Here is a 25,713-nt window from a genome sequence, read left to right as displayed (position 1 = left end):
TAGATAATCTTGTAATTCCAGATTTGTACCGTTAAACTTGTTGTCGTAATCGAGAATCTGCTGTGGTGTTAACATTTTTGGAAAAGCACCTTTGTTGGGTACTCCAGCGCCAGCGTATGCGTCGAAAGTGATATTGGTTCTACCCTCCTTGCCTGATTTCGTCGTCACGATGATTACACCGTTGTTTGCGCGGGCTCCGTAGATCGATGCCGCGGAGGCATCTTTTAACACTTGCATACTTTCAATATCATTTTGGTTCAACCAGCTGAGCTTTCCTTCGTAAGGAACTCCATCAATAATGTAGAGCGGGTCGTTATTGTTGATCGTAGAGTATCCGCGAATTCGTATTTGGGGAGTTGAACCCGGTGAACCATCGTTTACGATTTGCACACCCGTAGCACGCCCCTGTAATGCCTCGACCGCGCTGGCTGCAGGTTGGGATTTGAGTTCCGCTACATCGACGACAGATACGGCTCCCGTCAGGTCTTTCTTACGCTGTGTTCCATATCCCGTAACGACTACTTCCTCAAGACTACTGTTGTCTTCATTGATAGGTATTACAATACTTTGTGCCCCTGCTGCGACTGTATACCGTTGGGGAATATATCCGACATAAGTGATTTCTAGAACATCGTTGGGGTTTGCTTCAATCTCAAAATTACCCTTGGCGTCTGTTTGTGTGGAGATCGATTTTCCGACAACTGAAATAGTCGCGCCGATAATTGGTTCTTGGTTAGCTTGGTTAACGATTTTACCTTTAACTGGTGTTTGTAACGCATGTAATGGGCGCGTTACAATTTTATTCCATAATGTGTTTTCTGATGCCGAGGACACGCTGATGCTGAGCATACCCATCGAAAACAGAAGCCCATTTCGAAGCACTCTCTTCGGAGAAAGAGGAATGCGATGGAATTTGTTTGGTCTTCCCATGATTGTTAGTTTTTGAGTTGTTTTAAATTAGTTTTATCGAAAATTTTGGACGTAAGTATCCCTAGGATAGCATATTTAACATATGGCCCTAATACGCAGGGCTTAGACAGCGTGCGGTATGGAGTTATACGAACTTAGCGTTTGGCTAGCTAGGTCTTCGATTGAAAATGGTGTAGTTGTGTTTCATTAGTCTTTAGTTTTAGTTTAAAATTGTATTAATTAGCTATATTGAATCCATTTGCAAATAATTCAAAGTGTACAGACGACACTATTGTTTTTTTTGCGTTAAGATTCTCGAAGGAAAATCGAGGATCATATCATATTTGGATTTATATTCAGTCCACGGTGAGTTGAACTGTTCACCTAATTTAGGAATTAATTTTAAAAAGCAAGAGGTTTATGTAACTAAATTTTTGCATTGGAAGCTTTTTTCGGTGGCAACAGAACAAATTTCAGAATTATATTTGAGATTATCTTTCAGATATCTGCTTCATTTATAGCTGTAAGTCTGCCCTTCAGCTATTTATGGGAGTGCCGAATAGGTTTTTTTGCGTCTGCCAAGAAACGCAATTAGGAAGGTTTGGAATTAACGATATGTCCCATTATTCATGGGATAAAATTAACTCGATCGTTATTTACTGCGCAGATATTGAATTATTCTACTATAATTACTTTTATTCCAGCTTCTTCAAGAGTTGGTATATATTGTCGCGGAACATTTTTATCTGTGATGATATAATCTACTTCATCTATGTTGCAGATCTTTCCTAATCCACGTCTTCCGAATTTGCTACTATCAGCGAGAATGACGACTTTTTGTGAAGTGGTGAGCATTTTCTGATTTAATGTCGCCTCCGTTAGGTTGCTGATGGTGATGCCGTAATCTAAGTCTATCCCGTCTACGCCAATGAAAAGAATCCCGCAGGAGACTTCCTCCAAAATACGCATCGCATATTGTCCCGCGACGGATGATGAATTAGGACGGATCAGTCCTCCTAGTTGCAGTACCTCCACATTGGGCCGTCCGCTAAGTTCAAGTGCTACTTTTAGTGCTGGGGTGATGACGGTAAGGCTGTTTGACGGGTTCAGCTGTCTAGCGACTGCGAATGCCGTTGTTCCCGACCCAATCAAGATCGAATCGTTGTCTAGAATTAGCTCGACTGCTTTTTTTGCAATTTTAAGTTTCTCATCGGAGTTTATCGATTCTTTTATAGATATCGATCGATCGATTGCGTAAGGATTGTTGATCGAAGCCCCTCCTTTTGTTCGATATAGGAGATTTTTATCTTCCAGCATTTTGAGATCTTTACGGATTGTAACGCTCGATACGTTCATTTTTTCGCAAAGCTCTTGGATAGTGATCTTGTGATCTGCTTTAATTTTCTTTAAAATGTATTCGTGACGTTCGGTGATGGTCTTCATAATTTAAAATTAATATCTAGAAAGTATTATTATTCAAGAGTTAACTCCTAAGTAAAAAATCTACTGATTGATCTCTTTATGAGCTTCTCTTGCTAACTAAATTAACCATTAATTGGTTACGTTTCTATACAAAGATAGAAAATTGCTAGTTAGCTTGGTAGTTTTCAACGCTTACTTAACAATAAAAAAATATTCCGTTAAAACCCAAAAGTCAAGAAAGCTGCATTACCGGATGATTTGCTCCATATAAGTGCTGTTTTCGTGTTTTTAGTTTATTAATATTATTTTCTTTTTTATTTAATATTATTTTTGATTAAAAAATGTTTAATTTAGTTTGTGCAAACCAGATTATAATATAAATTTACCAATGGAAAATACATTAGAAAATCGACTCGGCCTGCCGAGTAACCTAAAATGGGGATACTTGGGTGTTTTGATCTTCATGATGGGAGATGGCGTTGAGCAAGGTTGGCTAAGCCCTTATTTAATTGAGCATGGCATGTCCATGGGACAATCAGCTACCTTGTTTACTGTGTACGGTATTACCATCGCGATTTCATCTTGGTTTTCAGGTGTGCTAGCAGAAAGTTATGGTCCCCGAAGAGGAATGGCGATGGGACTGGTTCTTTATATTATGGGTACAATAGGGTTTATCGGTATCGGGATGGCAAAACTGGATTACAACGCCATGCTGCTTTTTTACGCCGTTCGTGGATTCGGATATCCTCTTTTTGCGTATTCGTTTATGGTATGGATAACGTATCGAGTGCCGCAGAATAAACTTGGGACTGCCGTAGGTTGGTTTTGGTTTGTATTTACAGGAGGGTTAAATGTATTAGGGGCGTATTATTCATCTTGGGCCTTGGAGCGCTTTGGTTATGAGGATACGTTGTGGAGCTCCATTATATGGGTGCTTGTCGGGGCGTTTTTCGCGTTGGTACTAAACCGGGATAAATTTGAGCGTAAAGGAACCAAAGAGTCGAAATTACAAGAGCTAGCGAACGGATTGACAATTGTTAAAAAGGAACCCAAAGTACTTATTGGTGGTATCGTGCGTGTGATTAATACGACCGCACAGTTTGCTTTTCCTGTCTTTCTTCCTATATATATGGCTGAACATGGCTTTGATACCAAGGAATGGTTACAGATTTGGGGAACCATATTTACCGCCAATATCATCTTTAATCTGATATTTGGCTTCGTGGGAGATCGTGTCGGTTGGCAGAATACAATTATGTGGTTCGGGGGCGTTGGATGTGCTATGACGACAGTTTTATTTTACTATTCCCCTGTACTATTTGGGGCGAGCTATTGGGCGGTAATGATGGCCGGGGTCGCCTGGGGTGCACTTTTAGCAGGGTATGTTCCTCTTTCCGCGTTGGTGCCTTCGCTAGTCAAAGAGGATAAAGGAGCCGCAATGGCAATCCTAAATCTTGGTGCTGGACTTCCGGTTTTTATCGGACCGGCAATCGTTGGAATACTTATCGGACCGATTGGTAGTGAAGGTGTAGTTTGGGTACTGGCAGGACTTTACTTGCTCAGTGCAATACTCACTAGGTTTATCAGTATCGATGAATTGCATCGAGAGGCATAATAATAAGATTATTTGATAAAATATAAAACATAATATATGAAAGTATTGCTTACTGCTCCCTATGAAAATGAGCGCGCATTGGCGGAACTAGAACTGCTGTTCGAGGAGGTAATTTACAAGCCATGGAAACCACACGGCAGAGCATACAGTGCGAATGAGTTATCCGATTTGTTACAGCAGACGGGTGCTGATGCCTTGATTTCGGAGCATGATGAAATCTCGACGGATGTTTTGATGAAGAACCCTAATTTAGCGTTCGTTGGTATTTGTCGTGGGACGCCGTCGAATATCGATTTGACGACCGCAACAGAGCTAGGCATTCCTGTGTTCAACACCCCCGCTCGTAATGCGCAGGCAGTTGCCGAGATGTTTATTGCAAACGTGATCAGTGTTTTACGGCATACGATTTCGGGAAAGGAATGGCTAGAAGGTAAAAATTGGGGTGAAGGGGCACATACTTCCTATCTTAATTTTAAAGGGAACGAACTTGCTGGTAAAAAAGTAGGAATGGTTGGATTTGGTGCAGTTGGACAATTTATTGCCCGCATGCTTGTGAACTTTCCATCAGAAATTTACTATTTTGATCCTTATTACACTGATCCCAACCCAGATTTTAAAAAGGTTGAGCTGATAGAATTGTTTTCTACCTGTGATGTCGTGGCGATTCATTTGCCCGTAACACCAGAAACAACAGGTATGATTGACAACAAATATTTAAGCCTGCTCAAGGAGGATGCAATATTTGTCAATACTGCGAGAGCTAGTGTAGTAAACAGAGACGATTTACTTACTATTATTGAAGAAGGTAAAGTTCGTGGAGTTGTGCTTGATGTGTTTTATAATGAGCCTCCGGATGAGATTGATTATAAAATGATTCTTAATAAAAGAGTGCTTGCCACGCCTCACATTGCGGGGGCGACTCATGAAGTAGAAGATCATCATGCGTTTATTATGAATAATAATTTGCGCGAGTTTTTTCATAACGGGAATAAAGAAATTAAGCAATTGGTGAATAAATCGGTATTAAATAAAAATTAGTTTTTTAGAAATAATGGATGTTAAAGACGCCTATTTAATTGTAGATATTGGAACAGGTAATGCCCGGGTAGCCTTAGCCACCCCAACAGGGGATATTCTTGCTATAAAACGGGAAAATGTACACTACATCACCGATACCAATTACGAAGAATCAATTTATTTTGAACCTCGTACGCTATGGGAGCAGATTTTAAGACTTTCTACCGCAGCTTTGGCTGAGGCGGGCGCGGTTAATATTAAAGCCATCATAGCAACGAGTCAGCGGGAAGGCATTGTCACTATAGACAAGCAGGGGAATGATCAATTAGGTATGCCCAATATTGATCATCGTGGACGTAACTGGGAGGCAGAGCTTAGCAATAAAGATTTCGTTTACAAACTTTCGGGACGTTATCCAACCTCGTTGTTTTCTGCATTTAAATTAATTGGCTTATCCAAAATATATCCTGATCGCTTTGAACAAGTTGCTTCAGTAATGAGCATCTCGGATTGGATTCAGTATAAGTTTTCAGGTATAACGAACTATGAGCACTCACAAGCTTCAGAAACGCTGCTGTATAATGTGGAAAATAAAAGTTGGTCAAAGACGCTATTAGAGGCATTTGGTTTAACAGAATCGATCCTTCCAGAGCTTCGTGCCTCAGGAACGGTACTCGGAAAAGTTCTTCCCGCCATAGCGAAGGAACTTCAAATTTCGAATGATGCAGTGGTGGTCGTCGGAGGAGGAGACACGCAAATGGCGATCCGAAGTATGGAGCCTTCTGCTAACGATGTTGTAATCGTTTCTGGCACCACTACTCCAATAATAAAGCTTGTTCCAAGCTACGAGACTGACGAAAAACAACGTACGTGGACAAGTCGACATATCGACCAAGACAATTATATTTTAGAGGCTAATGCCGGTGTAACGGGTTTAAATTATCAACGTTTAAAAGAAATCTTTTATCCTAACGAAGACTACCAGGTTATAGAAAAGGAACTGGAAGAAATTAGTTATTCTCAGTGTGTGGCTTCATTGGGGTCATTAATTGCGGAAGAAGATGAGCCATCGGTTAAAGGAGGATTTATCTTCAATGCGCCGGTATCACACCAACTTACTAGGGGAAGTTTTGTCTTTTCTGTTTTGTGGGATATTGCATGCTCAATATTTGAAAATTATAAATTTTTGTGCGAGGTCTCTAGTCACGACCAAGATTATATTTGGGCCTGTGGCGGAGGAATGGAAAGCCGTAAATTGCGTCAATTTCTTGCCAATTTATTTGGTAAAAGTATTCGTATTACAGATACTTATAGGCAAGCTTCCGTACTCGGCGGCGTGTTCGTATGTAATGACGCCCTTGGGATTCAAAGTAACAAACCTGAACTCGCTGAGGAAACTTTCCCTCAGGAACAGGATAAATTTGAACAACTTTATCAAGAATGGAAGCAGGCTCGCAAAACCTTTAAGCAGGTAACCTCATGAAGAAGAGATATTTCTTGGGGATTGATGTAGGGACTCAAGGAGCACGCGTTTTATTAGTGGATCAGCATGGAGAGCTAATCGGTAGCGGACAAAAGGATTTCTTGTTAGATGATCTATTTCGACAACAACAATCGCCTGATGAATGGTGGAATTCTTGCGTGGAGCTTATTGATCAACTTTTAAGGAACCTGCCAGGAGACTTTGAGCGTAGCGCTATCATGGCCGCCTCGGTTACTTCTACTTCCGGCACGGTTATACCGCTGGATATAGAGAATATGCCTCTGTCTGACGCGATTATGTACAGTGACCCACGGTCTGCTGAGCAGGGCGCCCGTATAAAAAAGTTGGCCGAAGAAAATGTTCCCGACGGATATACAGGCTTTAATGCATCGAGCGGAATATCGAAAATATTGTGGTATGTTGAAAATTATCCCGACAAGTTGGAGGAAGTCGCTCTGTGGGTGCACGCCTCGGATTATATCGTAGGGAAGCTTTGCGGCAATTACGGGGTCACCGATTATACGAATGTGTTGAAGTCTGGTTATGACCTTCAGAATTTAGAGTGGCCATCGTTTATTCACGTGGAACTTGGGTTAAATCCTATGTGGTTCCAAAAAGTGGTTCCTTCAGGGACTGTTGTTGGGAGGCTTAGGCCAGACCTTGCGGCTCGTTGGGGTATTCCGCATTTATCGGTGACCGTGGGCCTTACTGATGGTTGTGCAAGTCAAATGGCGTCTGGAGCTGTGAATGTTGGTGATTGGAATACGACTATAGGGACAACAATGGTTATAAAAGGCGTCACAAATAATGCAGTGAAAGATCCTTTAGGAACGCTCTATAGCCATCGTCATCCAGAAGGGTATTGGATGCCCGGGGGAGCGAGCAATACTGGAGCGGACTGGATTTCGCTCGACTATGCGCACCAAGATCTACAACAGCTCAACGCAGCAGCCGAAAAGCTAATACCAACGGGCGAGATAGCTTGGCCTTTAAAACAACAAGGGGAGCGCTATCCAATTATAGCGCCACAAGCGCATGCGATCGTCCCGGAACATCTAAGTTTAGAAGAGTTATATGCGGCAAATATGGAGGGAGTGGCATTTTTAGAACGTCTAGCGTATGAGATTATAGAAGAGCTTTCGGGAGAGAAGGTGCTATCGGTCTATACTGCTGGAGGAGGTAGTAAGAGTGACGTATGGCTAAAGATACGCGCTTCGGTGTTAAATGTGCCAATATTTCGCTGTAAAGAAACGAGTGGCGCGTTGGGGGCAGCTATAATTGCCGCTTCAAAAACGTTTTACTGCTCCTTAACGGAAGCCTGTAAAAATATGACGAGTGTGGACGAAATGGTGATCGCGGATGATGAACTTGTCAATTCGTACGAAAGGCAGTATGCAGAATTTAAAGCAAGGCTTACGGGTCTAGGTTATCTATAATTAAACAGAATGCTTACAATATATCTATTGAGACACGGCCAGACTGCTTATAATGCAGATGGGAATAAGTATTGCGGTCGTACTGATGTTAATCTGACGGATGAGGGCTTACAACAGGCAGAAAGAATGCGGGAGCTATTACAAAAACAGGAATTTGATGCAATATATAGCTCGCCTTTGGCCCGAGCTTTGAATACCGCGCAAATTGCTTCGGGTCGTCCGGATGATGTACAAGTAGAACAACGACTTATCGAGATCGACTTTGGGGAATGGGAAGGAAAACGGCCAGAAGAGTTTCAAATAACCGATCCAGAAAGTTGGAAAAATTGGCTGCAGGATCCTCTTTTAAACAGGGCGGGACGAGTTGGAGAGTCAGGAGCCCAAGTTTTGGATCGTCTGAACTCATTTTATGATGAGTTATTGGCGAAATATGATGGAAAGACCGTTTTAGTCGTTGGCCATAACGGCGTTAATCGTTTTTTTATGGCCGATCGATTGGGTATGCCATTGAAGAACTATCGAATGTTGGTACAGGAAAATTCTGCATTAACAGTGCTCACAGTAGCGAAAAATTTTGGATTTAATTTATTGAAACTCAATGCGTAGTTTTGTTTAATAATTGTTATGATGAAGAAGATAGTTTTCACATTAGTGGTATGGGTAAGTGTCAATGCGCTTCCCGTGTGTGCACAAAAGCTGCACACGATGGACTTTAAAACAGTGGAGCAAATGTATGAATACTTTCACTATGCACCAGGGAAACAAATTATCAGCGGACATCGTGGTACAATTGAACTTGGGATGCCTGAGAACTCCATCGCATCGATGCAGGCGGTGTTGGAACATACGCCTGCGATATTTGAGGTCGATCCTCGATTGACGAAGGATAGTGTAGCAGTTATGGTTCACGACGCCACACTTGATCGTACAACAAACGGGACGGGTAACGTGAAAGATTATACTTGGGATGAGCTAAAGAATTTTAAATTAAAGGACCACAACGGGAATGTCACTAAACATCGAATTAATACCTTAGATGAAATGGTTGATTGGGCTAAGGGGAAAACCATTTTGAATTTAGACAAAAAAGATCTTCCGATGGAGATGACCGCCGAGATTATTCGTAAGCATAATGCATATGCTTGGGTCTGGGTTACCGTACATACAGTAGAGCAAGCAAAATTTTACCTCAATAAAAATCCAAAGCAGTATTTATCAATGCACATAAAAGATGCTGCCGCACTCCAAGCTTTTAAAGATTCTGGGTTACCCTATAACCGGATGATAGTGTATATCGGTCCGGAAATCAACGATGATAACCAAGCCATGTACGCGTTTTTTAGACAAAAGGGAGTGTTATGTATGATTTCTACGGCACCGAGCTATGATAAAATCCCGAGCAAAGAAAAAAGAGCACAAAAATTTAGAGCTGTTTTTGCTGATGGTGCCAGTGTGCTAGAATCAGATCTTCCGATCGAAGTGAGCAAGGCTCTACAGTAGTCAGCCAAAGGACGGTATTCGGCAAAGATTTAAATCGTATTTCGAATATGTAGATTTTGAAATAGATGTACCTCGTATTCGTTTCTCCATAAAATATATCCCACGTAAGTTATATCCCAAGTGGGATTTTAGTTTAATTGGTGAGCAGAGGCTAGAGACAGTTCGTCAACAACTCCTTTCACAGGGTTAGATCGCTTATATCCTCCCCACATTATGCTGGGCCGGTTTTACGCTCCATCCACTAAATGGAGCGCTAAACTAAATATTTGCACTTAATTTTTGATAAATTTTCGTATACAAGGGCATGGCTAATTCAAGATCCGCCCCTCTCCGTGCGGGGTAGCCCACTAATGCTTCTACTTCCGATTTTCCACGACCCGATAAAATATCTGTATGCATAGATGTCGTTGCTTCAGCTGGACCATTTAGAAGGTTAGCGACGATCTTTTCTTTAGCTTGTTTCCGTAGGGCGATACCTTCCGCAGCACAAAGATTACAAGCCTCTTCTACCAGATTACGAAACGTGTTCATAGCGCTTTCATCTTGCTTTATGGTGCCAAAGGAAGCATTATAGTAACTCGTGGTCGCAGTGGCGGCAGAAATAAAAATAAATTTGAACCAAATTTGTTCCAATATTTCAGGAGTGAGCGTAGAGTCAATTTCTGCGCGTTTAAATAACTCTTGGATTTTTTCTAACCTCCTGCCTAGGACGTTTGGAATACCAAAATGTAACGACTTGAAGCTTGAGAAGCTCTCTATAATTCCGGGTTGCTGGAGACGCACAATTATGTTAGCACAGCCCTCTGTGACTAATGCTTGAGGGAAGGTTGTGCGAATCTTTTGTGCACCCTCCACACCGTTAAGTAAAGGAATAACAACGGTAGTACGCCCTATATTATTCTCGATCTCTGTCAATAAATTATCTAGATCATATGATTTTACTGAAATGAGGATGTAATCCATAACACCGAATCCGGCAGCATTGGCAGCGGCAGCAGTAGGCTTAGTTGTAAATTGCTCGTTTGAGGTTTTAACGGTTAGTCCCGTTGTATTTATAGCCTCGAGATTTTTGCCTCGGGCAAGGAAATATATCTCTACTTGAGGATCATCTGCAAAATTCTTCGCGAGGTGTCCACCGAAATATCCTCCGATTCCACCGAGGCCTGCAATCAATATTTTAGTTTTATTCACGTATCGTTGGTTCTTAAGAATGATTAATTAAGAACGAAAGTTAAGCATTTAAAACAGAAATGAAAGCAAAGGTGGTTTGTCAGGTAACGCCGTTGTAACTTGTTTTTTAGATATGGATAGCCTAAAAACGGTTTATAGTAAATGCGCCAGTCGACGTGGGCATCGAACATTTATCCATAATATGAACTTCTCCTCCTTGTTTAAATACCATTCTAGCGAGATCGTTTAATATCTCTCCCGTAGAGTGTCCGTTCGAATGTATCTTCCGGCTATCAACGTCGATTTCGCCGGGGATATATCGCTCAGGCTCTATTGTTAATATTTCTATTCTTCCATCGATAGAATCCCGTAGAATTTCTCCGAGAAGTTCTTTGCCTAATTTGTTACTTGATGCATCATAATAGCGTTTTATTAGCCTCGTTTCTTTCTCTCGGATGAGCGTATCGTTGTGGCTCATGATTAATTTCAAGAGATCTTTTTTCTGTAATCCGTTTGGGCTCAAAGGAATTTTTACCGAGGAAATATTTCGGTTTTTCGCCACACGAAGAAAGTGCGAGTGGTGCTCAGGTAATGTTGCAACAAAAATAGGTGTTTTTTCAGATAATGGTAAGAATTGTGTTAACGCCTGGTCGACAATTTGAAAGAATTTGATCATATCATTGTCCATCTCTTTACTGACTTCCATATATCCGTGTATATTGCCATTTCCTGTAGACGCAGAATTTATATGGTTTTGCGTTAGCTCGGGGCCGAGAGCTTCTTCCATACTCGTTGGTATTTTATCTTGAATTTCGATTTCTTCGATATCATAGTTGTTGCCTCGAAAAAGGGTTACCCGGTCTTGGGACAATGTCAATACATAATATTCTAAATTATCTTGGAATATTTGAAATAGAGGACGAATAAAAAAATTGTCTGATAAAATGGATATCGTCTCGATTTCGATAGGTAGTTCGTAGATTAAAGTATCTTCTTTCGACAAAAAGATGGCTATTCCACGAGCGCTTCGTTCCCAAATGGTGTTGTCTTCTAAAAGTTTTTTATTGTCGTTCAGAATTTGGGAATGTTCTGTTAGATTCTCGCTATCTATCTTTCGGATGCATTCTCGCAATAGGTTTTTAAATGCAATACCGTTTTGCGTATTCTTTGGAGCGCTGCTGTAAATAGGCATGTAAAGCGAAATACAAGGTGTGTTTTCTACCGAAATTAGTTTCTTTACTTTTTCTAAATCTAATTTTTCCATGATATTCGTGTTGTTTTTTAGAACTTGAGGTTTTTTGAGGAAGGTTGTTCTTGAGATGAATCGTCCGGGCACAGTTTTCGGAGCTCATCGATCGTGTGTATTAATCCCTCGCGCTGACTGTCAATCATGCGTGCTAAAGATTGATCGACTATTTCCGTGTTTTTTAAAGCTAACTCATAAACATTTAATGTTTCGTTTTCTGCGGTAATGCAGATACTCAATAATTCTGTTTGGCCCAGTAGTTGGGTGCTACCATTATTGGGAATTGGCCATGGAATATGTTTCTCAAGCATTGGCTGAAAACCTTCTTCCTGTTCGGGGTAGGCAAACGGTATCAACTGGGATTTGTATTGTTGTGATTGTTGCATTGTTTTTTCGATCAGGGCGAGAACACGCTGGTCTTTATTCTCGTCTAGATAAGTTGCTATCGAACGATAGCCCGTGTAACGGTCTTGATTTACAGCGACTAGGTCGCGAATCATTTCTAAGTTTTCTCGTTCCGCAAAATTCATTTTCTTGTCCTCCTTGTTAAAGAAACAAAAGAGAGCGGCAGTGGTTCGCGAAATTTTCAAAAATGACCTTAATCTGTTTCAGCAATCGCAAAATAGCGGGGCGAAATTTGGCTAATAAAAGAAAGCAGATATCAAAAGTGAATGGTATTTTTGTCTAGAATAAAGATGTACTGCGATGACTATGAAAGGTAAAATTGAGTATTTATTAAACGAACTAGAATTAGGAAATGTTGTGTTTGCGGAGGTGATTGCGTTTATCGACACACATTACGACCATTTACCGACTGCATTTAAAAATGGGAGTGTAGTTAATATGGCAACCGAGAACCAAGGGAGTGCTAAGGTCTTCTTTTTTGGTCAGCTAAATAGTCTTAATCCACAGACGACGTTGAAATTGTTTGCTGAACATTATCATTCAGTGCTAAATAATCCTTCTGGAAATGACCACCAAAATATCCGGGAATTTATGAAAAATGGATGGTCAGGGGTGTCTTTTCAGGGACAAGCGCTACGAACGAAGCTTTAATTAGCAATACGCTAAAAAAATAAGTAATTTTAGATGTATCATCGTCGCGACTATGGATAAAAAATTAGTGTTAATCGTTGGAGTGCTATTTTGGGCAGGGACCTTATTCGCTCAACAACCTAAAGCGACCAAATGGATTTGGGGACCATCCGCCGGTTGGAAATTCCAAAGCGGAAATTTTCTAACCCTTTCAGGTTGGGGACTTTTTGCGCCTAATGATTATCAATATTTAAAAATTGATGCCGGAGCGAACTTCACTTGGATGCAAAAACAAACAACAGTTATTCCTGAACTTGGAGTTACTTATTATCTGAGTGATAAATTAATTTTTCCTTTTCTCGGAGGCGAAATCACACCCTATACAATTACACCAAAGATCGGTATCGGGATTTTTTCTCTTATAGATATAGGGGTTGGATACGGATGGGAAATACGGCGAAAGAGCGGGTTTAAAACGATTCAAGGAGTTTCCGGTTCCATAAAATTTAATATACCTCTTAACTTTCATCTTTATTAAAACAAGAGGCGGTCAAAATCGGCAGTGCGATTTACAATGGACAAGAATTTACAGCATTTATCCGGAGCTACTACACGTATCATCGATTATCAAGGAGGTAGATATCTTTTTTTTGGTGGTACAGCGTATTTAGGTTTACTTAATGACAAGGCTTTCATAGACCTTTATAAAAAGGGGCTTGATATCTATGGACTAAACAATGGTACCTCAAGAAACAATAATATTCAAATTGATATCTACGACAAAGCGGAATTGGAGATGGCGCGTAGGTTTGGATACGAGGATTGCATTCTCATATCCAGTGGCTACCTAGCGGCACAATTAGTTATACGAGCCTTAACAGGCATGGGTGAGTTCTTGTATGCTCCAGGTGCGCACCCTGCATTATGGAGAGATGCGAATGACCTGTCAACATATCAAAGTTTTGACGATTGGAAATCTTTTGCAGTTGATCATATCAATCGCTCAAACAGCAGGTGCTTTATTATTGTAAGTAACACGTTGGACAACTTGACCCCCGAAACGTACGATTTTTCTGGATTCAAAGACATTGACCCCCAAAAGGAGCTTTATTTTATACTTGACGACTCTCATGGAATTGGTGTGAAGGGCGCAGAAGCCAGTTTTGTAGATCTATCTCATATAACACGTGAAAATATACATGTCGTATTGGTTGCATCGCTAGCAAAGGGACTTGGGACAGATGCGGGAGCAATACTTTGTTCAACTACGGATGGAATCTTTTTTAGAAAATCACCTTTTTTTACCGGGGCATCGCCAGCGAGTCCTGCTGCAATGTATGCGTTGTTACACGGAATAGAGATCTTCCAGGAAAGATCAAAATTGTTACAAGAGCATATTGTTTATTTGGATAGCTTGCTGGCTCAAAATGTACGACGTATATCTGGTTTCCCTGTTTTTACGGTGGCTAATCCCAACGCATTTGCATATTTTAAAAAGAATAAAATACTCATTTCTAGTTTCTCCTACCCCCTTCCTAGCGACCCTCCGGTCAATAGAATTGTGCTTTCATCAGCACATCACCGCGAGGATATAGATCGCTTGGCAGAGGTGTTACGAGGTCTTGATTAAGGTGTTGATAACTAATGGTATAGATGAATTTTTTGACAGGAAAACCAGCTAGTTTTTTTTCTTTTTTAACATAAATATCTGATTCCTAAAAGTTTCCTGAAGTCTCTGTTTGGTAAAAAAACATAAATAAATTTTTAAACATCATAAAAAAAAGATAATTTTGCATCCCCAAAGTGCTATATCGTTAAGGGTTGAGAAATAAATAATTACAGTAAAAATAGATATGACTAAAGCAGAAATTATTGCAGAGATCTCTAACAAAACAGGTTTAGAGAAAGTAGATGTTCAAGAGACAGTTGAAGCATTTTTCAAAGTGGTTAAAAATGCAATGATTGGTGGTGAGAACGTTTATGTTCGTGGTTTTGGTAGCTTCGTGGTAAAACAAAGAGCAGAAAAAACAGCGCGTAACATCTCTAAAAACACGGCGATCATTATTCCAGCACACTTTGTGCCTAGTTTTAAACCAGCAAAAGTTTTTGTTGAAAAAGTTAAACAAGGAAATAAGTAAGAAATGAATACCAAACAAATAATAGTTGTTGTCATTGTAGTCGCCCTTATGGGAGGTTTATTAGCGAGTCCTATTAAAGGTTTGGTAACGGAAGATAAAGGAGCTACAGCTTCGACAAACACTGAATCAACATCCCCTTTTAATTTTAGCAGTGTGTCTGAAATTACCAAGCAATCAATAAACGCTAATTTAGCGCAAGAGATTACGGTGGTTGAAGGGAAGATAAAAGATAGCAGTGGTGAGGAGAAGCTCGCTTTATTAGAGCAACTGGCTCAAAAATGGGATGATTTAGCCAAATTCGCACCGCAAGGTTTTATTTATGAGGAAATGGCGAAAATTACTCCTAAATTTGAATATTGGTTGAACGCAGGTAACTCATATCGTTCTGCATATACGAATTTACAGGATACGGCGATGGCGGCAGAGCTTAATCGGTTAGCAATCAACTCGTATGAACAGGCAATCGCGCTTGACGGTAATAATTTGGATGCCAAGACAGGTTTAGGTGCGGCGTTGGTTACAGGAACAAATAATCCTATGGCAGGAATTTCTTTGTTGATGGAAGTCGTGAAGAAAGACCCGAAAAATATCCAAGCAAACAAAACATTGGGGCTATTTTCATTGCAGTCCCGTCAATTCGATAAGGCTATTGAGCGTTTCAAAACCGTAAGCGAATTGCAACCTGACGCTGAATCGTATTTCTATTTAGCAACAGGGTATGAAAATATCGGGTTGAAGAATGAAGCTATCGCCGCTTTTTCTAAAAGTAAGGAGTTAGCAGCTGATCCAACCCTATCACAGTTCATCGACCGCAAGGTGGAAGAACTTAGCAAGTAATTAACATATTTAATCATTTAAAAACATTAAGCTATGCCAAGCGGAAAAAAGAGAAAAAGACACAAAATGGCTACTCACAAGCGTAAAAAACGTTTAAGAAAAAATAGACACAAGAAAAAATAAGCTTGTTGTTCTTTAGGGGTAACCCAAAAGAGGCGTCGTACAATCTATAGTTTCTCAACAGGGAAATTATAGATTGTATTTTTTCATTAACGAGTTTTTATGTTTCATCAGACGATGCTGCGGTCAGTTTGCGCAGTCGTCTTAAAAGAATAGCTGTTGGTAAAGGAACTAATTATCGATTCAACTCCTGAAAAAGGAGTGACTATTGCTTTACTACAGGACAAACAGCTTGTTGAGCTGAACAGAGAACAGGCCGATAACAATTTCGCCGTCGGAGATATATATCTTGGACGAATTAAGAAAATTATGCCGGGTCTGAATGCCGCTTTCGTAGATGTAGGCTACGAAAAAGATGCGTTCTTACATTATCTGGATTTAGGACCTCAGGTTCAGTCTTTGCTCAAGCTAACGCGTATAGTAAAGAACGGCAGCTACCAAGAGAAGTTGCTCAATAGTTTGAAACTTGAGAAGGACATCGATAAGGCAGGAAAAATTTCCGATCTTTTAAGTCGGAATCTGCTTTTGCCAGTACAGATTGCTAAAGAACCGATCTCAACAAAAGGGCCCCGATTAAGTTCGGATCTCTCGATTGCAGGTCGATTCGTTGTATTGGTTCCATTTTCAAGTGCAGTTTCCATATCCAAGAGAATTAAAGGGAATGCCGAACGTAATCGGCTGAAGAAAATTGTGGAAAGTATTAAACCCGCAAACTTCGGCGTGATCATACGTACGGTATCCGAGGGAAAAGGTGTCGAGGAGTTACAGAAGGACCTTTTGGATTTAATCTCTAAATGGGAACTTTTTACCAAACGCCTTAAAACTGCAGAGCCATCGAATAAGGTTCTCGGCGAGATGGATAGAGCCTCTACCATTTTGCGGGATATTTTGACCGATGAGTTTACGCATATTCATGTAAATGACCTAGCACTATTCGACGAAGTAAAATCGTATGTGCAGGAAATATCACCCGATTTAGAGAAAATTGTTAAGCTTTATAAGCACAAAGAACCAATTTTTGATCATTTTGGTGTTGAAAAACAGATTAAGGCGTCTTTTGGCAAGACGGTCAATCTTCAAGGCGGTGCCTACCTCGTTGTCGAGCACACAGAGGCACTCCACGTTGTAGACGTAAATAGTGGAAACCGGATTGCGAGTAAAGAGAATCAAGAAGAAAATGCGCTTTTAGTTAATAAAGAAGCTGCAAAAGAAATCGCAAGGCAGTTGCGATTGAGAGATATGGGAGGAATTGTTGTTATCGATTTCATCGATATGCATAAACCTGCCAATCGAAAAGAATTGTACGGTTATTTGAAAGAATGTATGGCTACTGATAGAGCTAAACATACGATTCTTCCCCCAAGCAAGTTTGGTTTGGTACAAATAACACGGCAGCGCGTGAGACCCGAAATGAATATTGTGACAAATGAAAAATGTCCAGCATGCGAAGGTACAGGCGAAATCCGCTCGAGCATTGTATTGCTTGACGACATAGAGAATAATTTAAGTTTTATCTTACAAGAGCAAAACGAAAAGGGTATAACATTGTGTGTGCATCCTTATATAGGCGCCTACATTACGTCGGGTTTACTCTCGAGAAGACTCAAATGGTTCTTTAAATACGGCAAGTGGATTAAGATAAAGACCGTATCATCTTATTATTTGACGCAATTTCGTTTCTTTAACAGTAAAGAAGAAGAAATTAAGTTATAGAAAAATTACTGAAATCGGAGTAGCGCAAGTTACTCCTTTTTTAGTTTAGTGAGGATTTCATCAAGCCTCTGTGCAATTGTATCACCCTTTAGCCAATTTATTACCAAGCCATCTTTTTCCATTTTTCTAAAAAAAGTCATCTGACGTTTGGCGTATCGGTGAATCTCTGTTTCAAGTTTATTGGAAAATTCTTCAACGGACATTTCCCCGAGTATATGCATTGACGCATATTTATATTCCAAACCGAAATACCGTAAATCCTCATGGGTAACGCCATGGGATAGGAGGCTCTGTACCTCAGCGACCAGTCCGTTATCGATACGCTGTTTCAGACGCCTTGATATGTCGTTTCTTCGTTTTTCTATCGAGGGATTAATGCCGAAAATTACAGGTCGATATTGCGGCATTGGTGTGTGATTCAGTTTGTAACCTTGTTTTAGAGCTTCGAGTATTTCGATCCCACGGATCAAGCGTTTGTGGGAGCTGATGTCTATATGAAGATCATCAGGAATTAAGTAGTTGTTAAGCTTCGCTATTAATTCTGTTTTGTCCAGAGACACAAGGCGTTCGCGTAGAACAGTATCTGTTTCTACTTGGATGTAAGGGCGATGAATAAAAATACTATGCATATAAAGTCCTGTTCCCCCTACAGCAATAGGAACTTTACCTCGCATAATAATCTGTTGATGGGCTTCTTTAAAATCATGTTGGAATCTTGATACATCGTAACGTTCACTAGGGTCTATAATGTCAATTAGATGATAGGGAATTTCCTGATATTCTTTAAGGTCTTTGCCAGTCCCTATATCCATACCACGGTATACCTGCCGGGAATCAATTGATATAATCTCTCCCGCGATTGTTTGAGCGAGTGCTACCGCTAATTTTGTTTTACCGGAGGCGGTTGGTCCCAAAATGGTATATAAGCAATCAGGTGGAAGTACATCTTCCACCTGATTGTTTGATAATGTTTTATTTTGTGTTTTTCTTATCACACTATAAACTTAGTCCATTTTTCATTACTATGGTTACTTTCTACTGCCGTTTGTACGAATGCCATACCACGAACTCCGTCCTGAACCGAAGGAAAGTCTAGTTGTTCAGCGCTCGGTGTCCTACCTTCAAGCTTAGCGCTAACAGTAAGTGCAAAATTACGGTATATGTTTGCAAATGATTCAAGTAAACCTTCAGGATGTCCAGCAGGAATACGAGTGTTGTGGGTCGCAAAGGAACTAAGCGTATATGGTGCCGAATATGCATTACCTGTACGATAAATCTGGCGCGGCTGATCAAGCATTTTTATGATTAGGTTGTTCGGGTCTTCGTTTGCCCATTCTAAGCCACCCTTTTCTCCATAGATACGGATACGAACAGCATTCTCTTCCCCCGCAGAAATCTGTGAAGCAGTGAGGACGCCTTTGGCACCTTGCTCAAATCGCAATAGTACATTACCGTCGTCGTCAAGTTGACGTCCTTCGACGAACGTAGTAAGGTCGGCGCATAACTCGGTAATCTTCAGTCCAGATACATATTCAGCTAGATGAGCTGCATGCGTTCCGATATCTCCCATGACCAACGATAAACCCGATTTTTTTGGATCTGCACGCCAGGCCGCCCCTGCGTTACCCTCACGTTCGGTAAGTCGACTCAACCATCCTTGTGGGTACTCAACGAGAATCTTACGTATTTTTCCAAAATGTCCGTCTTTTACCATCGCTTTAGCTTGTTTAACCATCGGATAGCCGGAATAGGTATGTGTAAGACAAAGAGTGCGCCCGGTACGATCTACTATTTCTTGCAATTCTTTAGCTTCCTCGAGCGTCACTGTCATCGGTTTTTCTACTACAACGTCGAAACCATTTTCTAAAGCGAGCTTCGCTGGACCGAAATGGAGGAAGTTTGGCGTTACAATTGTAAGAAAATCCATGCGTTCGCCTTCTGGAAGTTTAGATTCTTTCGAAATCATTTCTTCATAATTCGCATATACACGATCGGCCGAAACAAATAGCTCCTCACCAGACTCTTTAGATATCTGTTGGTCTATACTGAAAGCTCCACAAACAAGTTCTATTTTCCCATCCATAAAGGCAGCAATACGGTGAACAGCACCGATGAAGGCGTCTTTACCACCGCCTACCATACCCATACGTAGTTTACGTTTCATAAATATGTTTTAGTTTAAGTTTTAAAATTTCAAGGCTAAATATACGTAACGCAAATGGGTTTTCATAATACCGAGGGAGGATTATGGCAATTCTAGAATAAGCTTGCTGCTACCCGAGTTATGGATTAAGTAGCCATGAGGAAGGATTTTTTTAAGTTCTTCTAGTGCGGTTTGATTTTTGACGTGATGTCTATTTCCGTCAGCGATCCAAAACTGTTGGGGAGGAGTTTGGGTACGCGCAGAGAATCCTACAGTGACTAGAGTCGATTCGTTGGCCCAGTCCCGATCTACGTAGGTCATAATGTCGTTAGGTTTGAAATCCTTAATAAAGGCGCTCATAAGTTTTGACAAACCGCCTACCACACGTAACCCTGATTTATGGCAAAAACGAAGCAGTTCGAAAGATCTATAATCAGTCTGTCTATCCCGCATGTGTCGTCCCCCACTGAAAACAGCGATCGAGACGATGTCTCCGTTAAAGAATAGACCGTAGCGATATTTTCCAGCAAGCGGCGCTTGTAAATGATGTTCCTTTTGAAAGTCGATAGCGACTTTTTTGTCGATCCGTGCAACCACGGTTCGTCTGGCATAAATAATATCGCCTTTACCGAATAAAGATAACAAACGAGGAACAATTTTCTCTGAAGCGCTTATGAGTTGGTCGATGTCAATATGAAAAGTTTTGGATGCGTGATTTTCCAGTCGCTCAACCAATTTGTCCGGATAATATAAGATGATTGTGAAAGCTGGATCCTTAGAGGACAGTATTAATCCGTGGGAACTCATTCTCCTTTTAAGCGTAATATCTAGCCCCTGTTCAAGACTCGCAACAAATGGGTCTACTATATCATCGAATTGCATATCTACAAAGTTAGCAGATTCTAAATGTGAATTAATTATTATTGGTACCTTTGCATAGAAAATTGAAAGTATGAAATTACCTATTGTAGCATATGGCGACCCTGTTCTAAGAAAAAAAACGGAAGAGATCGATGAAGATTATCCGAACTTAAAACAGCTTATAGATGACATGTTTGAAACCATGTATGCGGCACGCGGCGTGGGTTTGGCAGCGCCACAAGTAGGATTGCCAATCCGTTTGTTTGTAATCGATGCATCTCCATTCGCGGAAGACGATGAAGACAGTGAAGGAGATGCGTCGTTGAACGGTTTTAAGAAAGTGCTGATCAATCCAATCATCGTAGAAGAAACAGGAGAGAAGTGGGCTTTTAGCGAAGGGTGTTTGAGTATCCCAGATATAAATGAGGAGGTGATGCGTCCAACGAATGTACTTATCAATTACTTAGATGAAAATTTCGAAGAGCATGAGGTAGAATTAACAGGCCTTGCCGCTAGGGTCGTTCAACATGAATATGATCATATAGAGGGGAAGCTGTTTGTAGATAAATTAGGTCCTTTAAAGAAGGCGATGTTAAAAGGAAAATTAGATGCAATTTCCAAAGGAATGATAAGAGTGGGCTATAAGATGAAGTTTCCTCTCAATAAGAAAAAGCGGTAATCGTTCAAAAGGAATAAAAGAGCCCATTTTTTCGGGCTCTTTTGTCAATATGACTTGACAACAGGTAGCGATAATTTATATTTAACAGCGATTACCCGGATAAGTACAACCAAAGAGATAGAAATAAAGGCATTAAGCATAGTGTTTACTCCCCCCATTTTAAGAAGTACGTATGTAATACTCCCGGTAAGACATGCTGTGGCATAAATTTCTTTTCTAAAAATAAGTGGGGTTTCGTTCATTAGTGTGTCACGTATCACTCCACCCATTACCGCCGAAAACATTCCAAGTATTATTGCGGCAATTGACGAGGCGTCATTAGTAATGGATTTCTGTACACCAACGATACAAAAAAAGCCTATACCGATAGCGTCGAATAAGAATAATGTTTTGGCCAAGCGATACAGTTGTTTATTTAGAACTACGGATAGGGCGAAGCCAATAAAGATCGCTATAAGATAGTTTCCGTCATCAACCCAAACGGGGCGCATGTTAAGGAAAATATCCCGCAAAGATCCTCCTCCTATAGCCGTAACAAAACCGGTGAACATTGAACCAAAGACATCTATATTTTGTCGACTGGCTGCCATCGAACCAGATATAGCAAATACCATGGTGCCAACTAGGTCGATATAATACATTGTGTTCATGCGCTGACGATTTATCAATTATAGTTCTACGCAATTATACAAAAAAGTGAACAACAATTGAATGTTGATGGAGCAGTTTGGCTATTTATGTAGCGATGCATATAGGTTTAGTTAATCCATGAAAATATAGAGCTGTAATCCAATATTTCTGTATTTTTGAACCATGTTAAATTCTCCCGTTGCGATAATTGGTGCCGGAGCAGCTAATCTTATAGCTGCTGCTGAAATTGCCGCGGCGGGTATCCCTGTCCATATTTATGAACAGAACAAAGCTGCAGGGCGCAAGTTCTTGGTGGCGGGGCACGGAGGGTTTAACTTAACACATAGCGAAGATATTGTAACTTTTGTTAGTCGGTACGACAAGTTGGAAATGCGGGAAATTGTCCGCGCTTTTGACAATAAAGAATTGATTCGATGGTTAGCTAAAATCGGTGTACCGACGTATACAGGGAGCTCCGGGAAAATATTCCCAGAAAAAGGCATAAAGCCAATTCAGGTTCTTCAGGCAATACTTGCGTACCTAAAGGCACATGATGTACAGATATTTTACGGGCACAAAATGGTTGATTTCGATAGTGAGTTCGTTGAGCTTGTAAACGGGAATAGCCGTGTAAAGATAAGATATCAAAACTTAGTGCTTGGCTTGGGAGGTGGATCTTGGCGTAAAACAGGATCCGATGCTGCTTGGGTCACACTACTTGAGTCTAAAGGAATTAAAGTGAATAGTTTACAAGCAGCAAATTCAGGATTAAATGTGGAGCGTAGTTTCTCCGTATTGTCTGGGAAAGTATTAAAAAATATTTATTTGCGTTTCGGCGACAATAAAAAGGCCGGTGAAATTCTTTTTACGGATTATGGGATCGAAGGAGCTCCGGTTTATTACATGAACCGTTTTATCCGATCGATTCCGTTCCCACTTATCTTACATATAGACTTAAAGCCGACACTTACTCAGGATGATATCCGAAAGCGTTTAGAGTCATCAAATGCAAAGATTGCAGATGTTTTACGGGATAAAATAAAATTAAGTCCCGTTGCGGCTGATTTGGCGAAGATTTTAGCCAAGGAGGTTTACACGAATCCAAGTCGGCTTGCTGATGCGTTAAAGAGTTTTCCTATTCAAGTGACGGGATTTAGAGGTATTGATGAAGTCATATCTACCGCGGGAGGCATTTGCTTTTCCGAATTAGATTCGAGCCTTCGTTTGTATAAATTTCCAAGTGTTTTTTGCGTCGGGGAAATGCTAGACTGGGAAGCACCTACCGGTGGATATTTATTGCAGGCTTGCTTTAGTAGTGGATATTGGGCTGCTAGTAAGATTAAGGAAGCCGTCCTAAGGGAGATTCCTTAGAACGGCTGATTATTTAAAACTATTCTTGCGAGTTGCTTGTTCCTTCTTTCCATTCTTGTGAATCGTAATAGTCGTCGACTTTTTTTGCGCTCTCTTCAACCATATTTATTTTTGATTTGAATTCCGGTGACTCGAGGTATTCTTCAAGCTGTTTTGCATTTTTTTCTATTTGTTTTATTTTATCACCCCACTCCGGACTGTTGTAATAATCTTCTATATTTTTAGCGCTTTTTTCAATCTTAGCAATTTTCGCTTTAAATTCCGGAGACTCACTATATGCAGCTATTTTTGCGGCGTTTTTTTCGGAGTCCGTTAGCAATGATAGATATTCTTCACTTTGAAATATTTTAGCGACGTTAAGGGCATCCTCGGTTATGGATTCTATAGTTCGCTGCATTTCTTGCGAATTTGCTATCTGCGCAACGTTTAGTGATTGCTCTTGGACGTTTTTTACTTTTTGTTTCCACTCTGATGAGTTGAATATAGCTTGAACTTCCTCCGTATTTTTTTGTAGATCGAGTTCCAGTTTTTGGATTTTTTTCGGTTTTATTGGTGTCTGTTTCTTTTCCGTTAAGGGTATGACAGGCGTTATTTCTGGATTAACAGGAATAGCAGCAAGTGTATTTCTAACTGTTGTTGTCGGGCTTGCCTTTTCTGTTGTCATTTTCTTTGGAGCTGTACACGCGATTGCGATTAATGTTAAAGTTCCTAACCCTATGACAAAAAGATCTTGTCGAATTCGATTATATTTTTGTTCCATTTTTGTAATTCGTTTAATTCGATTTAATAAGTAGTGTTTATTATTCGTCGCCGCCATGGCGTATTGAGGGGGAGCGTCGCTTCGAAGGAGTTCAACTGACGTAAGCGTTTGGGCGTAAGCAATGGGAGATCCTGTGTATCCGAGGACAAAATCATCACACGCGTTTTCTCTTTCGGATTCAATCTGGCGAGAAAGAAGCCAAATAAATGGATTGAAAAACATAAGAGTTTCGATAGAGATTTTAATTAGGTTTAACAAGTAATCACAACGTTTAATGTGCGAGAGCTCATGTAAAATTATTGCCTCAACTTGTGTAATATCAAGGTTATTTACTAATGTGAACGGGAAAAGGATGATAGGCTTAAAGTGGCCCAGTGTTAAAGGTACCGTTATTTTGTTTGACAGTTGGAGTATTATATTTGAGTTTATCCCGATTTTCGTTTTTAAATCATTCAGTGACTCCACCCACGCCTCTGGTGCTCCGGACACTCCCGTTTTGCGGATAAAATTTAATCTTGCATAGGAATTGCAGCAAACTATGATCTGGATGAGAATTCCTACGAGATACAGAGCGCTAAACCATGGGAGTGCGGACTGTAGGTAGCTCGCTACTATGTCCGTCATTGAGATAGCCGTGTTTTGTGATAGATTTTGGACGACTGTTTCAGGGCTCATGAATTGGTTTTTGGTATTTAGAGAAATACCAAAAGTCGTAATAAATGCAAGGAACACAACATACTGACTAAAAAGTGCAACCATATGTCTCCATTTGGCCGAGATCTTTGGCTGTCCAATTATAAAAAAGTAAACGATGCTATATATTAATGTCCCTTGCCACAATGAATGCAGGATGCTCCACCCTAATGCTTGTGTGATATGTTGAAAAATACTTTCCATAGTCTATCCTTTTTCTATGTCTTTCAAATACGCTTTTATAAGGTCTAGTTCTTCTTTACTTGCTCGATGGTTTCCTAATGCTTGCATAACCATGCGCGCGGTCGACCCGTTATATACTGTATCAATCATTTTATCTAAGAATTTTGACTGAGTTTGCTCTTTACTTAAGAGAGCGTCGTAAAGATGTGTTTTTGCGCTACTATCTCTTTTAACCATTCCTTTTTGTAGCATAATTTGCATAAGTTTTAATGTAGAAGTATAGCCAACATCTTTTTTATCCAATGTTTCGTGGACTGCCCGTACGCTGCTTTGCCCCTTTTCCCAAAGGATTTGCAGTATTTCCATTTCGCTGTCTGTAGGTTTCATATTTTAACTACGAATTGTTTCGTATTTCAAATGTACGAATGATTTCGTATTATCAAAATAATTTTACATTTTTTATTTTCAGGCGTTTATGGATTGCTCTTTATTGAAAAGGTAAAAAAAGATTAAAGGTGGCGTTCCCTCTGGCTACTTTTCCTGCTCATTCTTTCTTTTCTACCTTTTTAAAAACCATATCCGACTATTGTGTGTTATACTCTACCCGTGAAGCTTCAATTGCTTACTAGGGTGTTGTATTATCAAAAAATATCATTCAGATATTCAGTCTTTTGGGGGTTATGGTAGAAATAGTTTTGAGAATGATTTGGAATTAGGGTTTTAGTTTTGCTACCTTTGCACCACTCCGCAAG

The 25,713-nt window shown here is 40.3% G+C and carries 25 protein-coding genes; 14 read left to right on the top strand and 11 right to left on the bottom strand.

Annotated features, from left to right (window positions below; all coding sequences use genetic code 11):
• Together HP439_RS07830 and HP439_RS07825 are read right to left on the bottom strand one after the other, a co-directional pair.
• Positions 1 to 930 (bottom strand): TonB-dependent receptor plug domain-containing protein (locus HP439_RS07830; RefSeq protein WP_172389780.1); only part of this gene is annotated, 930 nt, incomplete at its 3' end.
• Between the two features lie 654 nt (positions 931 to 1,584).
• Positions 1,585 to 2,352, bottom strand: coding sequence for a DeoR/GlpR family DNA-binding transcription regulator (locus HP439_RS07825; protein ID WP_172389779.1), 768 nt, complete (start codon positions 2,350 to 2,352; stop codon positions 1,585 to 1,587).
• 367 nt (positions 2,353 to 2,719) lie between these two features.
• On the opposite strand from HP439_RS07825, the gene HP439_RS07820 reads away from it, so the two are divergent.
• Genes HP439_RS07820 through HP439_RS07795 form a run of 6 tightly spaced genes read left to right on the top strand, consistent with a single transcriptional unit; the run spans position 2,720 to position 9,382 of the window.
• Entirely contained in the window at positions 2,720 to 3,946 is a 1,227-nt protein-coding gene (locus tag HP439_RS07820) for an MFS transporter (RefSeq protein WP_216657791.1), read from the top strand.
• A 36-nt stretch (positions 3,947 to 3,982) separates the two neighbouring features.
• A complete protein-coding gene (locus HP439_RS07815; protein ID WP_172389778.1) occupies positions 3,983 to 4,984 on the top strand; it encodes an NAD(P)-dependent oxidoreductase in 1,002 nt (333 codons plus the stop codon).
• A 13-nt stretch (positions 4,985 to 4,997) separates the two neighbouring features.
• The gene (locus HP439_RS07810; protein WP_172389777.1) at positions 4,998 to 6,446 is read left to right on the top strand and encodes an FGGY-family carbohydrate kinase; all 1,449 of its coding nucleotides are present in this window, start codon (positions 4,998 to 5,000) and stop codon (positions 6,444 to 6,446) included.
• Entirely contained in the window at positions 6,443 to 7,882 is a 1,440-nt protein-coding gene (locus tag HP439_RS07805) for an FGGY-family carbohydrate kinase (protein WP_172389776.1), read from the top strand. The genes HP439_RS07810 and HP439_RS07805 overlap by 4 nt, the downstream gene beginning before the upstream one ends.
• A gap of 9 nt (positions 7,883 to 7,891) precedes the next feature.
• On the top strand, positions 7,892 to 8,488 hold the full coding sequence (locus HP439_RS07800) for a histidine phosphatase family protein (protein ID WP_172389775.1): 597 nt from the start codon (positions 7,892 to 7,894) through the stop codon (positions 8,486 to 8,488).
• A gap of 18 nt (positions 8,489 to 8,506) precedes the next feature.
• Positions 8,507 to 9,382, top strand: coding sequence for a glycerophosphodiester phosphodiesterase family protein (locus HP439_RS07795; RefSeq protein WP_246229301.1), 876 nt, complete (start codon positions 8,507 to 8,509; stop codon positions 9,380 to 9,382).
• A gap of 258 nt (positions 9,383 to 9,640) precedes the next feature.
• Here HP439_RS07795 and HP439_RS07790 read toward each other — a convergent pair whose 3' ends face one another.
• The 3 genes from HP439_RS07790 to HP439_RS07780 all read right to left on the bottom strand — a co-directional run bounded on the left by HP439_RS07790 (position 9,641) and on the right by HP439_RS07780 (position 12,328).
• On the bottom strand, positions 9,641 to 10,573 hold the full coding sequence (locus tag HP439_RS07790; RefSeq protein WP_172389774.1) for a ketopantoate reductase family protein: 933 nt from the start codon (positions 10,571 to 10,573) through the stop codon (positions 9,641 to 9,643).
• A gap of 121 nt (positions 10,574 to 10,694) precedes the next feature.
• Positions 10,695 to 11,816, bottom strand: coding sequence for a baeRF3 domain-containing protein (locus tag HP439_RS07785; protein WP_172389773.1), 1,122 nt, complete (start codon positions 11,814 to 11,816; stop codon positions 10,695 to 10,697).
• Positions 11,817 to 11,833: 17 nt separating this feature from the next.
• The gene (locus HP439_RS07780) at positions 11,834 to 12,328 is read right to left on the bottom strand and encodes a hypothetical protein (protein ID WP_172389772.1); all 495 of its coding nucleotides are present in this window, start codon (positions 12,326 to 12,328) and stop codon (positions 11,834 to 11,836) included.
• A gap of 181 nt (positions 12,329 to 12,509) precedes the next feature.
• On the opposite strand from HP439_RS07780, the gene HP439_RS07775 reads away from it, so the two are divergent.
• The 6 genes from HP439_RS07775 (at position 12,510) to HP439_RS07750 (ending at position 17,641) form a co-directional block, all read left to right on the top strand.
• Positions 12,510 to 12,854, top strand: coding sequence for a HopJ type III effector protein (locus HP439_RS07775; protein WP_172389771.1), 345 nt, complete (start codon positions 12,510 to 12,512; stop codon positions 12,852 to 12,854).
• Positions 12,855 to 12,906: 52 nt separating this feature from the next.
• Positions 12,907 to 13,371 carry a hypothetical protein gene (locus tag HP439_RS07770; RefSeq protein WP_172389770.1) on the top strand — a complete coding sequence of 155 codons (465 nt, stop codon included), beginning with the start codon at positions 12,907 to 12,909 and terminating at the stop codon, positions 13,369 to 13,371.
• A 36-nt stretch (positions 13,372 to 13,407) separates the two neighbouring features.
• Entirely contained in the window at positions 13,408 to 14,463 is a 1,056-nt protein-coding gene (locus HP439_RS07765; RefSeq protein WP_216657790.1) for a PLP-dependent aminotransferase family protein, read from the top strand.
• Between the two features lie 223 nt (positions 14,464 to 14,686).
• Positions 14,687 to 14,971 (top strand): HU family DNA-binding protein, encoded by a 285-nt coding sequence (locus HP439_RS07760; RefSeq protein WP_172389769.1) that lies wholly within the window; start codon positions 14,687 to 14,689, stop codon positions 14,969 to 14,971.
• Between the two features lie 3 nt (positions 14,972 to 14,974).
• Positions 14,975 to 15,808 carry a tetratricopeptide repeat protein gene (locus HP439_RS07755; RefSeq protein WP_172389768.1) on the top strand — a complete coding sequence of 278 codons (834 nt, stop codon included), beginning with the start codon at positions 14,975 to 14,977 and terminating at the stop codon, positions 15,806 to 15,808.
• A 279-nt stretch (positions 15,809 to 16,087) separates the two neighbouring features.
• A complete protein-coding gene (locus tag HP439_RS07750) occupies positions 16,088 to 17,641 on the top strand; it encodes an Rne/Rng family ribonuclease (protein ID WP_172389767.1) in 1,554 nt (517 codons plus the stop codon).
• Between the two features lie 29 nt (positions 17,642 to 17,670).
• Here the strand turns inward: HP439_RS07750 and miaA are convergent, their stop codons facing one another.
• From miaA to HP439_RS07735, 3 genes are all read right to left on the bottom strand, one after another.
• Positions 17,671 to 18,636, bottom strand: coding sequence for a tRNA (adenosine(37)-N6)-dimethylallyltransferase MiaA (gene miaA / locus HP439_RS07745; protein ID WP_343043522.1), 966 nt, complete (start codon positions 18,634 to 18,636; stop codon positions 17,671 to 17,673).
• A complete protein-coding gene (locus HP439_RS07740; protein WP_172389766.1) occupies positions 18,633 to 19,805 on the bottom strand; it encodes a Gfo/Idh/MocA family protein in 1,173 nt (390 codons plus the stop codon). The genes miaA and HP439_RS07740 overlap by 4 nt, the downstream gene beginning before the upstream one ends.
• 81 nt (positions 19,806 to 19,886) lie before the next feature.
• The gene (locus tag HP439_RS07735) at positions 19,887 to 20,666 is read right to left on the bottom strand and encodes a hypothetical protein (protein WP_172389765.1); all 780 of its coding nucleotides are present in this window, start codon (positions 20,664 to 20,666) and stop codon (positions 19,887 to 19,889) included.
• Positions 20,667 to 20,736: 70 nt separating this feature from the next.
• On the opposite strand from HP439_RS07735, the gene def reads away from it, so the two are divergent.
• The gene (def, locus tag HP439_RS07730; RefSeq protein WP_172389764.1) at positions 20,737 to 21,324 is read left to right on the top strand and encodes a peptide deformylase; all 588 of its coding nucleotides are present in this window, start codon (positions 20,737 to 20,739) and stop codon (positions 21,322 to 21,324) included.
• Between the two features lie 44 nt (positions 21,325 to 21,368).
• On the opposite strand, the gene HP439_RS07725 is transcribed toward def, so the two are convergent.
• Positions 21,369 to 21,974 carry a trimeric intracellular cation channel family protein gene (locus tag HP439_RS07725; RefSeq protein WP_172389763.1) on the bottom strand — a complete coding sequence of 202 codons (606 nt, stop codon included), beginning with the start codon at positions 21,972 to 21,974 and terminating at the stop codon, positions 21,369 to 21,371.
• Positions 21,975 to 22,137: 163 nt separating this feature from the next.
• Between HP439_RS07725 and HP439_RS07720 the strand changes: the two genes are divergently transcribed.
• On the top strand, positions 22,138 to 23,325 hold the full coding sequence (locus tag HP439_RS07720) for a TIGR03862 family flavoprotein (RefSeq protein WP_172389762.1): 1,188 nt from the start codon (positions 22,138 to 22,140) through the stop codon (positions 23,323 to 23,325).
• A 19-nt stretch (positions 23,326 to 23,344) separates the two neighbouring features.
• Here the strand turns inward: HP439_RS07720 and HP439_RS07715 are convergent, their stop codons facing one another.
• A complete protein-coding gene (locus HP439_RS07715) occupies positions 23,345 to 24,982 on the bottom strand; it encodes a M56 family metallopeptidase (protein WP_172389761.1) in 1,638 nt (545 codons plus the stop codon).
• Positions 24,983 to 24,985: 3 nt separating this feature from the next.
• The gene (locus tag HP439_RS07710; protein WP_172389760.1) at positions 24,986 to 25,348 is read right to left on the bottom strand and encodes a BlaI/MecI/CopY family transcriptional regulator; all 363 of its coding nucleotides are present in this window, start codon (positions 25,346 to 25,348) and stop codon (positions 24,986 to 24,988) included.
• Between the last annotated feature and the right edge of the window lie 365 nt (positions 25,349 to 25,713).

This window comes from Sphingobacterium shayense (assembly GCF_013179575.1).
GTDB classification, from domain to species: Bacteria; Bacteroidota; Bacteroidia; order Sphingobacteriales; family Sphingobacteriaceae; genus Sphingobacterium; species Sphingobacterium shayense.
Note: the sequence above shows the minus strand (reverse complement) of the source record. Positions and strands in the feature narration are given on the sequence as shown.

Bases quoted from the DNA above. Each gene is read 5' to 3' on its own strand.
- HP439_RS07825 (WP_172389779.1), bottom strand. From the start codon at position 2,352: ATGAAGACCATCACCGAACGTCACGAATACATTTTAAAGAAAATTAAA.
- HP439_RS07820 (WP_216657791.1), top strand. From the start codon at position 2,720: ATGGAAAATACATTAGAAAATCGACTCGGCCTGCCGAGTAACCTAAAA.
- HP439_RS07815 (WP_172389778.1), top strand. From the start codon at position 3,983: ATGAAAGTATTGCTTACTGCTCCCTATGAAAATGAGCGCGCATTGGCG.
- HP439_RS07810 (WP_172389777.1), top strand. From the start codon at position 4,998: ATGGATGTTAAAGACGCCTATTTAATTGTAGATATTGGAACAGGTAAT.
- HP439_RS07805 (WP_172389776.1), top strand. From the start codon at position 6,443: ATGAAGAAGAGATATTTCTTGGGGATTGATGTAGGGACTCAAGGAGCA.
- HP439_RS07800 (WP_172389775.1), top strand. From the start codon at position 7,892: ATGCTTACAATATATCTATTGAGACACGGCCAGACTGCTTATAATGCA.
- HP439_RS07795 (WP_246229301.1), top strand. From the start codon at position 8,507: ATGATGAAGAAGATAGTTTTCACATTAGTGGTATGGGTAAGTGTCAAT.
- HP439_RS07785 (WP_172389773.1), bottom strand. From the start codon at position 11,816: ATGGAAAAATTAGATTTAGAAAAAGTAAAGAAACTAATTTCGGTAGAA.
- HP439_RS07780 (WP_172389772.1), bottom strand. From the start codon at position 12,328: ATGAATTTTGCGGAACGAGAAAACTTAGAAATGATTCGCGACCTAGTC.
- HP439_RS07775 (WP_172389771.1), top strand. From the start codon at position 12,510: ATGAAAGGTAAAATTGAGTATTTATTAAACGAACTAGAATTAGGAAAT.
- HP439_RS07770 (WP_172389770.1), top strand. From the start codon at position 12,907: ATGGATAAAAAATTAGTGTTAATCGTTGGAGTGCTATTTTGGGCAGGG.
- HP439_RS07765 (WP_216657790.1), top strand. From the start codon at position 13,408: ATGGACAAGAATTTACAGCATTTATCCGGAGCTACTACACGTATCATC.
- HP439_RS07760 (WP_172389769.1), top strand. From the start codon at position 14,687: ATGACTAAAGCAGAAATTATTGCAGAGATCTCTAACAAAACAGGTTTA.
- HP439_RS07755 (WP_172389768.1), top strand. From the start codon at position 14,975: ATGAATACCAAACAAATAATAGTTGTTGTCATTGTAGTCGCCCTTATG.
- HP439_RS07740 (WP_172389766.1), bottom strand. From the start codon at position 19,805: ATGAAACGTAAACTACGTATGGGTATGGTAGGCGGTGGTAAAGACGCC.
- HP439_RS07735 (WP_172389765.1), bottom strand. From the start codon at position 20,666: ATGCAATTCGATGATATAGTAGACCCATTTGTTGCGAGTCTTGAACAG.
- def (WP_172389764.1), top strand. From the start codon at position 20,737: ATGAAATTACCTATTGTAGCATATGGCGACCCTGTTCTAAGAAAAAAA.
- HP439_RS07725 (WP_172389763.1), bottom strand. From the start codon at position 21,974: ATGAACACAATGTATTATATCGACCTAGTTGGCACCATGGTATTTGCT.
- HP439_RS07720 (WP_172389762.1), top strand. From the start codon at position 22,138: ATGTTAAATTCTCCCGTTGCGATAATTGGTGCCGGAGCAGCTAATCTT.
- HP439_RS07715 (WP_172389761.1), bottom strand. From the start codon at position 24,982: ATGGAAAGTATTTTTCAACATATCACACAAGCATTAGGGTGGAGCATC.
- HP439_RS07710 (WP_172389760.1), bottom strand. From the start codon at position 25,348: ATGAAACCTACAGACAGCGAAATGGAAATACTGCAAATCCTTTGGGAA.